Here is a 13,183-nt window from a genome sequence, read left to right on the forward strand (position 1 = left end):
TTGTTATTAGATCTTGGATTAATTAAAGGACGATGAATACCGCCCCAAAGAAAGATGCAGATTTTCATCACATTGAAGTATGGAAGTTTATTATTTAATAGACACAGACATATAAAACCAACACCAGGGAACCATTTTTACTATTAAAAATGATTCCCTTGCGATATTTTACTTCGAGTGTGCAAAAGATTAAAACTGATCGTTTAGTTTTTCTTTTGAAACCGGGGAGGAAGAAATATTTTGTTTTTGATTTACCTATCTTAACTCAACAAGATACATGGTATTAAATCTGCTCGCCCTGGTTTTTGGATTTAAAAACCTCGCCGATTGCCCGGTCAACGGTTTGTGTTCTGTGAATTTCTTAACCACATTCATGTTTAATCCCATTTCAAGCATATCATTATATCCCGCTTCCGAGGTATATATCCATGCCCCCGGCTTTGGTAAAAATGCTTCCAGGTCTTCTTTTTCGACAAGATATTTGCCCGGAGATTTTGAATACAGAAACAAATTCCAAAGTCTGGCCTGCTCGGTATATATACTCAGTGTTGAGTTTTCAGGAGCCTTCTCATTAAAAATTTCTGCAGCCTCAATCGAAGTATGAAACTTCAGCATATTGGGTAACATGTTTACATTAACAGTAAACAGCATTATGGCAATGGTGAATGTTAGCATAACAATTTGCCTCTGCAAATTAATCCTTTTTACAACCATCAACACTAACCCGGCATAAAGGACCCCGTAGATACCCCAAAACCACAAGCGTTTTTCAGGGAATACCACAACAGGCAATAGTAATAATATAATAGGACCGACAACTGCAATTACTTTATTTATTATTGCAACTAAATTTCTGGTTTTCGATCTTTCTTCGGAAGAAAATAAACGCACGGTCCATTTAGCAGTAATTATATACATAAAAGGAACTGCCGAAAGCATGTAGTGTGGATTTTGCTGTTTGGCTACCGACAGAATTCCCAAATAAACCACAATTGCAAAAATGTTTACGACCTCAAAATCTCCGGTTTTATTTTTTCGTAAGCCATTCAGGCTTCTGGCTTCTTTAATAAAACCATAAACCATAAATATGCTCCAGGGTAATAACACATATAACGATGTATGTAGATAAAAAGAATAATCGGCACCGCTTCCGTGATACGAACCGGTAACACGCCCAACATTATTGGTCCAAAAGTAGAACTTGATTCCCCCAAGTCCAAACTGGTTTAATAACCCAACCATTGCAGGCAAAATCATAATGCCCACAATTACCAGGGCAATCAGCCAACGGTAGTTAAATATTTCTTTCCATTGTTTATGCACGAGCATTGTACCGCCAATTGCTGCAGCAGGGATTACGACTCCCACAGGGCCTTTTGCCAACATCGACAAACCAACGCCAACTGCACCAAGCAAAAAATTGTGCCATTTATGGCTTTTTAAATACGCCGAAAACTGCCACACCGAAAAAACCACAAAGTCGGCCAATAAAGTATCGGTATGTATATCGTTGTTAAAATGTTGGAACCCCAAAGACGATATCCAAAAAAAGGCTGCCAGCAAACCGGTTTCTTTGCCGTAAAAAAGTTTACCCAACCGGTAGGTCGAATAAATTCCGATGAACGAAAACAATAGAACTGCCAATTTATAGGCCGGTATCGAGAAACCGAACAATTTGAAAGTTACCGCTGCAATCCAAAACAGCAGAGGAGGTTTCTGCTCATAAGCATCACCGCCAATAGTCAGGTTAATCCAGTCGTGGTTCATCAGCATCTCGCGGCCAACCTCTGCATATTTAGCAGCATTTCCAACCAAAAGAACCGGTAAGGCCGGAATTACAAACAAAAGAAGGAGAACAGGAACGGCAAAGTATATACGTCGATCATTCATTAGCGATGAATTATAGCAAGCGCGAAAACAAAAAATACTAATTTTACGCCCACATTTTTAATTTGAATACAAATGAAGAAAAATATTTCGTGGATTACAATTCTCGACATTATAGTTTATGCCGTGATTATTGGTTTTGTGGCATATGGAAAAAGCCAAAGCAATTTTGGACAGGAAGCGTTTGATAAAGTTATTCGCGAAGATGGCTGGGTAGAATACCTAACAGCGCTTTTTCTGCTTTTGGGAGCCATCCTTTTTGCCACAAAGGCAGTTAGAGCCGGAAAAGAGAAAAGCCAGAAAAAAATATTCTTTAACGCTCTTGCTTCATTCGTTTTTGTTTTTGGCTTTGGCGAAGAAATTTCCTGGGGACAAAGGATATTTTCGATCGAATCCGGCGAATATTTTATGCAAAACAATTACCAGGGCGAAACCAATTTGCACAACCTTGAAATTGGTGGAGTAGATTTAAACATCCTCATCTTTTCAAATCTGATGTTTGTTGCGCTAATCAGCTACTTTATTATACTACCAATACTCACCTGGAAAGTAAAAGCCATTCGCAAACTGGTTGTTGATTATGGAGTTCCGATTCCACGGCTGCATCATATTATAGTGTTACTGGCCGTTAACACCTTTATTCCGCTGGCCATAAATTTGATTAAAGAAAGTGAACTACATGAACTCGCCCTATCCGGAATCCTTTTCTTAATTCTGATTAATCCGGCAAAAAACATTAAAAATATTAGTTTAACCAGCTAATATTGTATCTCGCCGGAAGCTTCAATTTTCTGAAAAGGTTATTTTTAAGAAAGAAGTTTCTCTTTCGGGTTGTAAGGATCGAGAAATACCAAAAGTAAAACGGTAACAAATATAGCCTCCCACAGCTCCCAAATTCGTCTCTCGGGAATGAGCAAAACTATACCTGTACAGACCAATATCAGCACCGAGTATTTGATTTTTGGAACAGGAATGCCCCACAGATCAATTGTACGAGTGAAGAACGGCCACTTTTTATACAGTAGAAGTGTTAAAACAAAATAAGTTCCGAAAACAACTACCAGCCCGGTCGAGAAAATCAGTTTATTCAGGTTTACGCCTCCTATCTCCAGGTTATGCAAATTGGTTTCGCCCTGAAAATTATGCTGTGCAAAAAAACCTGTAGTCTCCACAGAGAATATCCTTTGCCCCCAGGAAATTTCTTCACCAAAACCGAAAAATGCACCGACAACAATTATCAGGCTTAAAGCCACCCAAAGTTTATTCCGGTCCTTATACTGCTTAAATAAACGAATAGCAAACAATACCGATATCAGCAATAAACCCAAAGCAGTCAGGTTTTCAAGCGGGCCATCTTCGGCTACCATTGTGTGGCAAAAATCGTAATTAAAATAGAAACTTGCTGCCGAGTATAAAGCGACAGCAATAATCAGGTAAGATATAATCAATAATACTTTCTTCATTGTTTAAAATTTTCCGGCAACACCCCCAACAACAGCGCCATCAGAGATATCAATAATGAAGTGCAAATCTAATAATATTCAGCCAAAAAAATCTCTTTCAAATTGGCATATCTGATGCCAATTTTCCCTGCCGGGTTTTATATCTCTGTTTTGCATGTTATTAATTAGCTTTAGTTCCCGTAAATTAAAAGAAGCTTTCATTTGAAATTTTATCTTTGCAGTTATTAATATTAATTGAAGCGACAGGGCTGCATTCAGGTTCTCATCTTCCGTCTTCTGCCTTCCGTCTTCCAACTATTTTAATATGAAACTCTGGGATAAAGGTACACCTGTTAACAAAGCAATTGAAGAATTTACTGTTGGTAAAGACCGCGAATTGGATCTGTTTTTGGCAACACACGACATTTTGGGCTCGATGGCACATGTAACTATGCTCGAATCGGTTGGGCTAATCGAAAAAGATGAGCTTCCAACGCTTCTGTCCGAGTTGAAAAGTCTTTATGCTATTGCCGAAAAAGGCGAATTCACGATAGAAGAAGGTGTTGAAGATGTACACTCTCAGGTTGAATTTATGCTTACCGAGAAATTGGGCGACCTTGGCAAAAAAATACACAGCGGACGTTCGCGCAACGACCAGGTTTTACTCGACCTGAAACTGTTTACCCGCGATGCCATTAAAGAAATCGCCGAAACAACTTCGGGCCTTATCGATATTCTGCTAAAACGTGCCGAACAAACAAAACACATTTTAATGCCGGGCTACACCCACTTGCAGGTGGCTATGCCTTCGTCGTTCGGACTTTGGTTTAGCGCCTATGCCGAAAGTTTGTCTGACGATTTAGAATTGCTTTTGTCGGCTTTTAATATTACCAATCAAAACCCATTGGGGTCGGCAGCCGGTTATGGTTCGTCGTTCCCGCTTAACCGCCAAATGACAACCGACCTGCTCGGCTTTGCAAGCATGAACTATAATGTGGTTTATGCGCAAATGGGAAGAGGTAAAGTTGAAAAGATTGTTTCGTTTGCTTTAGCGAACATTGCCGGAACATTATCAAAACTGGCTTACGATGTTTGTTTGTTCATGAGCCAGAATTTCAATTTTGTAAGCCTGCCTACCGAATTTACTACAGGATCGAGCATTATGCCCCACAAAAAAAATCCTGATGTTTTTGAGCTCACCCGTGCCCGTTGCAACAAATTGCAAGGTGTTCCGGCACAAATCAGCTTAATCATCAACAATTTGCCCAGCGGCTATTTCCGCGATTTGCAAATGGTAAAAGAAGTATTTCTGCCTTCGTTTAAAGAAATGAACGACTGCCTTAATATTGTTAGTCTGGCCATCAATAAGATGTCGGTAAACACCGAAATTCTTAACGACAGCAAATACGATTACCTCTTTAGCGTTGAAGAAGTTAATAAACTTGTATTGCAGGGAATTCCATTTCGCGAAGCTTACAAACAAGTTGGCGCTCAAATTGAAGAGGGAAACTTTACGCCCGAAAAATGCGTAGACCATAGCCACGAAGGGAGCATCGGAAATTTATGTTTGGATAGTATTTCAAATAAGAAAGAGGAAATCATTAAAAAATTTCTATTTAACAAAATAGAGGAAGCAAAAAAGAACCTGCTTCAATAAGATTTCAACCTATTTGAAACCTAACAAATGTCAGAATCATATAAAATACTGGCAAAGGATTAAGTTTTTTATGATTTTTCTCAAGGTTAATTGTATGTTATTAAACACAATTTACACCTATTAAGATTGCGAATACACACCTCTTTGATTATTTTTGATTTCACTTCGTAAGTAAAAACGGGATTTTCACTTACAGTTTAGCAGTGAATCGGTTTTGACAGCGCCAATTACTGCACTAGTGCGAATTTTAAAGAGAAAGGAAAATATGATGCAGACAAAAGAACCTGTAGCAAAGGGATTGTACCGCCCTGAATTTGAACATGGGAGTTGTGGTATCGGGTTTGTAGCAAACCTAAAGGGCAGAAAGAAACACAATGTGATTTCTGATGCTTTGTCGATGCTGGCTCGTATGGAACATCGCGGGGGTACCGGGTTTGATATTAAAAGCGGTGACGGTGCAGGGATATTACTACAAATTCCACACGAACTTTTCATGGAAGAATGTCCGAAACAGGACATTAAATTACCTCAGTTTGGCGAATATGGCGTGGCCATGATTTTCTTCCCAAAAGAGGACCGAAAACGTTCAGAGTGTAAAGATATTATCGGACGAAATCTAAAGAAGTTTGGATTACCCTATTTGGGTTATCGCAAAGTTCCGGTTGACAATTCTGACCTGGGACGCGATTCTTTGGCTTCAGAACCATATGTACAGCAATTGTTCATTGGGAAACCTGATGGTATGTCGGTGGAAGAGTTCGACCGCAAACTTTTTGTTTTCAGGAAATACACTGAAAAATTGGTTCGCGAGTCAGTTGCCGGAATTGGATACAACGGAATGAATATCATTTCGTGTTCATATAAAACCATTATTTATAAAGGTCAGTTAACAACCGAGCAGGTTTCGTTATATTTTAAAGACCTAACAAATCCGTTGGCAGTGAGTGCCATATCATTGGTACACTCACGTTTTTCTACCAACACTTTCCCTTCGTGGAAACTGTCGCAGCCTTTCCGTTACATTGCGCACAACGGCGAAATCAACACCAACAAGGGTAACATTAACTGGATGCGTGCCCGCGAAGTGCTTTTGGAGTGCTCGGCATTTACGAAGGAAGAGTTGGAAATGATCTTCCCGATTTGCGACATCCGCGATTCGGACAGTGCCAACCTCGATATGGCCATTGAAATGCTTGTGTTAAGCGGACGATCGTTACCACACGTACTGATGATGCTTATCCCTGAAGCATGGCAAAATAATCCGGATATGGATCCGAAAAAGAAAGAGTTCTACGAATTCTATTCTGCAATGATGGAACCATGGGACGGTCCGGCATCGGTATGTTTTACTGATGGTGTATTGGTTGGAGCAACACTCGACCGTAACGGATTGCGTCCGTCACGTTATTGCCTTACCGAAGATGATACATTAATAATGTCGTCAGAAACCGGTGCAATTGATGTTCCGCACGATCAGGTAAAAATCAGAGGTCGTTTGCAACCGGGCAAAATGTTTGTTGCCGATTTGGAACAAGGCCGCATTATTTCTGACGAAGAAGTTAAAGCTGAAATTTGCTCAAGCCAACCGTATGGCGAATGGGTTAAAGAAAATATGACTTACCTGGACGAACTTCCTTTTATTCCTGACCTGGAATTAAAAGAGCCGGATAAAAAAACCGTATTTAAAAGACAGAAGGCTTTTGGATTCACCCACGAAGATATTGAGGTGATCCTGAAACCAATGGCGATGAACGGAAGCGAAGCACTAGGCTCGATGGGAGCTGACAATCCGCTGGCTGTACTTTCTGATCGCCCGGTGCATTTGTCGCACTACTTTAAACAATTATTCGCCCAGGTAACCAATCCGCCAATCGACCCGATCAGGGAGCGTATTGTAATGGATTTGAGAACCTATCTGGGAGGTTTTAAAAATATTCTGACGGAGTCGCCTGAACATTGTCGTAGAATTGCAGTTCACCAGCCTGTTTTAACCAACGAGCAGTTGATTAAACTGGCCTACGTGGATCACACGCATTTCCAAACGAAAAAGATCAGTATTGTTTTCCACGCCGATGGAAAAGAAGGAACGCTGGAAACCAAATTGGAACGTTTGTGTCAGTATGTTGAAGATGCGATTGATGAAGCTTATTCAATCATTTTGCTCTCCGACTTTGCGGTTAGCACCGACCATGCGCCGATTCCTTCGTTACTGGCAGCCTCGGCTGTTCACCACCACCTTATCCGTGTTGGAAAGCGTGGAAAAGCCGACATTATTATGGAAGCCGGAGATGTGCGCGAAGTACACCATTTTGCCACTTTGCTGGGCTACGGTGTTTCTGCCGTAAATCCTTACATGGCAATTGATACCATCAAGAATCTGGTTGATGAAGGTGCTTTAGGAGACATTACCAAAGATCAGGCAATAAAAAACTACGTGAAAGCCATTGGCGGCGGACTGTTGAAAGTATTCTCGAAAATGGGTATTTCAACATTGGCATCGTACCAGGGAGCACAGATTTTTGAAGCTGTTGGAATCAAGCAGGAAGTAATTGACAAGTACTTTACCGGAACCGTTAGTCGTGTTGAAGGTCTTAGTCTTGACGACATTGCCAAAGAAGCAATGATGCGTCATCGTCAGGGATTCCCAACCCGCCAGGGCGGAGCAAAAGTACTGGAGCCGGGTGGCGAATACCACTGGCGTAAAGATGGCGAACGTCACTTGCTGAGTCCTGAAGCGATTCAACTGATTCAGGAAGCAACAAGAAAGAACGATTTCGAGAAATATAAAAAATACTGTAGTGTAGTTGACGATCAGGCCAAAGCCGCATTCACTTTACGCGGATTGATGGACTTTACTTCTGACCGCCAGTCGATTCCGCTCGACGAAGTTGAACCGGCAGAAAGCATTCTTACCCGTTTTGCTACGGGAGCAATGTCGTTTGGTTCAATCTCGTGGGAAGCACACACTACACTGGCCATTGCCATGAACCGCATTGGTTCAAAATCAAACTCGGGAGAAGGTGGTGAAGACCCGATTCGTTACACCAAGTTGCCAAATGGCGACGATATGTGTTCAGCTACCAAGCAGATCGCATCAGGACGTTTCGGTGTGAACAGCTACTACCTGAGCATGGCGAAAGAGCTTCAGATAAAAATGGCGCAGGGAGCAAAACCGGGTGAAGGCGGTCACCTTCCGGGTCATAAAGTAAATGGATGGATCGGACGCACACGTAACTCAACTCCGGGTGTAGGATTGATTTCTCCTCCACCGCACCACGATATTTATTCGATTGAGGATTTGGCACAGCTGATCTTCGACCTGAAAAACAGTAACCGCGATGCACGTATCAACGTGAAACTGGTTTCTGAAACAGGTGTTGGAACTGTTGCCGCCGGTGTTTGTAAAGCAAAAGCCGATGCCGTACTGATTTCAGGATACGACGGAGGAACAGGAGCGTCACCGGTTAGTTCGATCAAACATGCAGGATTGCCTTGGGAGCTTGGATTGTCGGAAACACACCAAACGTTGGTTCGCAACCGCTTGCGTAACCGTATTGTGGTGCAGTCTGATGGCCAGATGAAAACATCGCGCGACCTTGCTATTGCAACTTTACTTGGTGCAGAAGAGTGGGGAGTGGCAACAATGGCACTGGTGGTTGAAGGATGTATCATGATGCGTAAATGCCACAGCAATACTTGTCCGGTAGGAGTAGCTACTCAAAACGAGCGCCTGCGTGGTTTATTCAAAGGAAATCCTGATCATGTTGTAAACTTCTTCACATTCCTTGTTGAAGGTCTTCGTGAGATCATGGCCGAACTGGGCTTCCGCACCATTAACGAAATGGTGGGTCAGTCGCAGTGTCTGAAATTTAAAGACGACATTGATCACTGGAAATATAAAGGACTTGACCTGAGCCCGATTCTTTATAAAGAAGAAATGGGTGCGGAAGAAGGTCTTTACTGCAGCAAAAAACAAGATCACCAGTTGGAAGAAATCCTTGACTGGAAACTTGTTGAAGCCGCGCAAAAAGCGATAACAGACGGTGAAAAAGTAGCCGCAGAATTCGAGATAAAAAATATCAACCGAAGTGTTGGTACCGTTCTGTCGCACGAAGTAACCAAAGTACATAAAGGAGAAGGATTACCCGACGGAACTATTCATTTCAAGATGACAGGTTCTGCTGGACAATCGTTCGGTGCATTTGTTTGCAAAGGTATTGAGATGGAGATTGAAGGAGATGCGAACGACTATTTCGGGAAAGGATTATCCGGTGGTCATTTAGCCATCTATCCGGCCAAAAACGTACAGTTCATTCCGGAACAAAACATCATTGTAGGTAACGTTTGTTTCTACGGAGCAACAGACGGCGAGGCTTATATCCGCGGTATTGCCGGCGAACGTTTCTGTGTTCGTAACTCGGGAGCCCAAGTTGTTGTTGAAGGTATTGGCGACCACGGCTGCGAATACATGACAGGAGGAAAAGCAGTTATTCTTGGAAAAACAGGAAGAAACTTTGGTGCCGGTATGTCGGGTGGAGTTGCTTATGTGCTCGATATCGACGGAACATTCCCAGGTCTTTGCAACAAAGGAATGATTCAACTGGAAAGAGTTACGGATAAAGCTGAACAGGAAGAACTGAAAGCAATGATTCAGAAGCATAAGGATAAAACAGAATCAACTGTTGCAGAATATGTTCTATCCGATTGGGAGGAGACAATAGGCAAGTTTGTAAAAGTAATTCCTACCGACTACAAACGAATGCTGACGTACATTGAAGAGGCCCGTAAGACGGGTAAATACGAAAAAGAGTCGGATGTAATTGATGCCGCATTTGATATGCATCTGGCCAATTTGTAATTTTTTATAGACGCTAAGACATGGGAAAGCCAACAGGATTTTTAGAATATAAAAGAGTTTCCAATCCAACACGAAAAATTGAGGAACGCCTTAAAGATTGGAACGAGGTATACATATTACGCGATAAAGAAACGTGTGAAACACAGGGTGCTCGCTGCATGGACTGCGGTGTTCCATTCTGTCATCGCGGAGCATTATTGCACAACGGAGCTTCGGGCTGTCCGGTTTACAACCTGATTCCGGAGTGGAACGACCTGATTTACAAAGGTCGCTGGAAAGATGCACTGGAGCGACTTCACCACACCAATAACTTTCCTGAATTTACAGGAAGAGTTTGCCCTGCACCTTGCGAAGCAGGTTGTGTGTTGGGAATTAACGAACCGGCTGTTACCATTCACGACAACGAACGAACCATTATCGACAATGGTTTCGAGCAAGGCTGGGTGGTTCCGGAACCACCGGAATCGCGCACCGGAAAAACAGTTGCCGTTGTTGGATCGGGTCCTGCCGGACTGGCGTGTGCAGCTCAGCTGAACAAAGCAGGTCATACCGTTACTGTTTTCGAACGCGACGACCGTATCGGCGGTTTGCTTATGTACGGTATTCCGAACATGAAACTGGATAAAAACGTGGTACAACGCCGTGTTGATATTTTGGAAGCAGAAGGAATTATTTTCAAAACCAATACCGAAGTTGGAAAAGACATTCGCAGCAAAAAGTTGCTCGACGATTTTGACGCGGTTGTTTTAACTACCGGAGCTACAAAACCACGCGACCTGAATGTTGAAGGCCGTGAGCTGAAGGGCGTACACTTCGCTATGGAGTTTCTGAAAGCCAATACAAAAAGTTTGCTCGACAGTAAACTGGAAGATGGAAATTACATCTCGGCAAAAGATAAAAACGTAATTGTAATTGGTGGTGGCGATACCGGTACCGACTGTGTAGCCACATCGCTTCGTCATGGTTGCAAAAGCATAACTCAGTTGGAGATTATGCCTCAGCCACCAAAAGAGCGCAACAGCGACGCAAACCCATGGCCCGAATGGCCCGGCAATGAAAAAACCGATTACGGCCAGCATGAAGCTATTTTGGCAAAAGGCAAAGATCCACGGAAATACTCGATAATGACCACTAAGATTGAAGGTGAAAACGGTAAAGTAAAAGCTTTGCACACCGTTCAGGTTGAGTGGATAAAAACCGATAATGGCGGAAGAATGCCACAAGCGGTTCCCGGAACAGAAAGATACATTAAAGCCGACCTTGTGTTGTTGGCGATGGGATTTTTGGGACCTGAAGATAAAATTGCCGAGGAGATGGATATGGAACGTGATGCACGTTCGAATTACAAAGCCGAATACGGCCAGTTTAAAACCAGTATTAAAAAGGTTTTTGCTGCCGGTGATTCGCGCCGTGGACAATCGTTGGTGGTTTGGGCCATTAACGAAGGTCGCGCCGCTGCCCGCGAAGTAGATACTTACTTAATGGGCGACACTGTTTTGCCATAAGGCAATTGTTCTGTGACAAGAGCGATTAAATTCGCTCGCCTAAAATTTGAAAGTTAGCATATGCTGTAGTGGGCTATGCTATTTTATAGTGCAGTTTTTTCAGGAGATCCGGCCGGAGGAGGAAATTTATTATCCGAAACTAAATCACTTTCCCTTGACCAGAATGTGAAACGCCGGTTCTCCTTTTTTCTTGCAAAATTTATATCAATTTTAATTTCAAATGAGTTTTAAAAATTTTTAGAGATTTTGGATTTAGACGAGGTAAATAAATTGAGTCATAGCATAGTTCTGATGAAATTTTTTACTGAAGTATAAATTCAAAAGAATAGAAATTTAAGGCTCATTTGGGGTTAATATTGATATCCATTCAGAATATGGGGCTTCCCGGGAGGGTAGCCCTTTTTTTTGTTAACGGTAACTTGTATGTGGTCGGGCGGTCCCGATGTAATCGGGAGTGTCAGACCCGCAGGAAAGTGAGCAGAAAGTATGACTTGTCAGACCGCTAAAACCCCCGCCTGCCATATACAATTCCTTAGCGGTAGTTATTATTTCTTATTTCTAAGTTTATCAATTATCTTCCTTGTAAATTTTGAAATTGTTTGAAGGTCCTTTTTAATTGAATCTTTTTCGAACTGACTCGCAGAAGACCTTATAAATTCTATATCCTTTCTTATTGAATCTTTTTCGAATTGACTAACCTTGCTTTTTAATTCAAGAATTAGATTAGATGCCTGAATATTTATTTTTTCCGATTCCGGCTGATTATTCCAAACCTTCTTTAAATCTTGCCAAATATCGTTTTGTTCTTTACTCCACATAAAATTATAATTTATCGGTGATACAATTCAGTAATATTTTTCTTATTCTTTTCATTTTTACGGCGATATGATTTTCTGTTAAACCCGTAATTACTGCTATGTCTTTATAGGGTAAGCCTTCTAAATAAAGAATAATTATGGATTTATTATTTTCCTCTAATAAGGATATGCAGGAAGCAAGAGCATTATACTTTTCTTGTTGACTTTTATCCTGAGGGACCTCAACCGGAATAAATTCAATAGATTCTAATCGAACAAATTTTTTATTTTCAGTTTCTGATTTTTGTTTCGAACGAAGACAAACATTTAGGGTAATTTTATAAATCCAGGTATTGATGTTTGATTTCCCGTTGAAAGTTGTGAATGATTTCCAGATTTCGGATACTACATCTTGAAAAAGGTCTTGTGGTTCTAATGGATGTACGGAATATATTTTACAAATTCGATAAATTTTATTTTTGTTGAATTCAATTATCTGTTCAAATGTATCCGATGATTCGTTTTGCATTTAGTATATTTTTAACGCTTCACATATATTAGTTACACGGTTTATTAAGATATGACGAAAAATCAAAATTAATTTCGGGATTTCTAATTACCGCTAAGGGTAATTGCATGTCTCGTAGCTTTGGTTTGAGCGTTGGCTTTATATGTTGTTTAAAGATAACAGATTTTTTTGTATAACATAAGCTTTGGGAATACTCCCAAAGGCTCCCTAACGCGTGTTTCTTGCTTTGGGAATACTCCCAAAGGTTCCCCAACACATGTTTCTTGCTTTGGGAATACTCCCAAAGGTTCCCCAACGTGCGTTTCTTGCTTTGGGCATACTCCCAAAGGCTCCCTAACGTATGTTTCTTGCTTTGGGAATACTCCCAAAGGTTCCGTAACCTATGTTTTTTGCTTTGGGAATACCCCCGAGGTTCACCAACACATATATGCTGTTACGGGTAAACTCACCATAGCATGTTTTACTAACTTTTATATTCTGCTCTAAGTATCCTCTACTGCCCCTCGTT

8 protein-coding genes are annotated in these 13,183 nt (G+C 41.4%); 4 read left to right on the plus strand and 4 right to left on the minus strand.

Going from position 1 to position 13,183, the window contains the following annotated elements; all coding sequences use genetic code 11:
* Positions 1-255: 255 nt before the first annotated feature.
* Positions 256-1,890, minus strand: a complete 1,635-nt coding sequence (locus G4420_RS03805; RefSeq protein WP_163322240.1) for an ArnT family glycosyltransferase — start codon at positions 1,888-1,890, stop codon at positions 256-258.
* A 72-nt stretch (positions 1,891-1,962) separates the two neighbouring features.
* Between G4420_RS03805 and G4420_RS03810 the strand changes: the two genes are divergently transcribed.
* Positions 1,963-2,649 (plus strand): hypothetical protein, encoded by a 687-nt coding sequence (locus tag G4420_RS03810; protein ID WP_163322241.1) that lies wholly within the window; start codon positions 1,963-1,965, stop codon positions 2,647-2,649.
* A gap of 44 nt (positions 2,650-2,693) precedes the next feature.
* On the opposite strand, the gene G4420_RS03815 is transcribed toward G4420_RS03810, so the two are convergent.
* Positions 2,694-3,350 carry a hypothetical protein gene (locus G4420_RS03815; protein ID WP_163322242.1) on the minus strand — a complete coding sequence of 219 codons (657 nt, stop codon included), beginning with the start codon at positions 3,348-3,350 and terminating at the stop codon, positions 2,694-2,696.
* Positions 3,351-3,654: 304 nt separating this feature from the next.
* Between G4420_RS03815 and argH the strand changes: the two genes are divergently transcribed.
* From argH to G4420_RS03830, 3 genes are all read left to right on the plus strand, one after another.
* Entirely contained in the window at positions 3,655-4,986 is a 1,332-nt protein-coding gene (argH, locus tag G4420_RS03820) for an argininosuccinate lyase (RefSeq protein WP_163322243.1), read from the plus strand.
* 265 nt (positions 4,987-5,251) lie between these two features.
* On the plus strand, positions 5,252-9,844 hold the full coding sequence (gene gltB, locus G4420_RS03825) for a glutamate synthase large subunit (RefSeq protein WP_204273585.1): 4,593 nt from the start codon (positions 5,252-5,254) through the stop codon (positions 9,842-9,844).
* A 20-nt stretch (positions 9,845-9,864) separates the two neighbouring features.
* On the plus strand, positions 9,865-11,349 hold the full coding sequence (locus tag G4420_RS03830; protein WP_163322244.1) for a glutamate synthase subunit beta: 1,485 nt from the start codon (positions 9,865-9,867) through the stop codon (positions 11,347-11,349).
* Positions 11,350-11,894: 545 nt separating this feature from the next.
* On the opposite strand, the gene G4420_RS03835 is transcribed toward G4420_RS03830, so the two are convergent.
* Both G4420_RS03835 and G4420_RS03840 read right to left on the minus strand, forming a co-directional pair.
* On the minus strand, positions 11,895-12,167 hold the full coding sequence (locus G4420_RS03835; RefSeq protein WP_163322245.1) for a hypothetical protein: 273 nt from the start codon (positions 12,165-12,167) through the stop codon (positions 11,895-11,897).
* Between the two features lie 4 nt (positions 12,168-12,171).
* Positions 12,172-12,675, minus strand: coding sequence for a sigma-70 family RNA polymerase sigma factor (locus G4420_RS03840; RefSeq protein ID WP_163322246.1), 504 nt, complete (start codon positions 12,673-12,675; stop codon positions 12,172-12,174).
* Positions 12,676-13,183 lie beyond the last annotated feature (508 nt).

The organism is Draconibacterium mangrovi, assembly GCF_010586825.1.
GTDB classification, from domain to species: domain Bacteria; phylum Bacteroidota; class Bacteroidia; order Bacteroidales; family Prolixibacteraceae; genus Draconibacterium; species Draconibacterium mangrovi.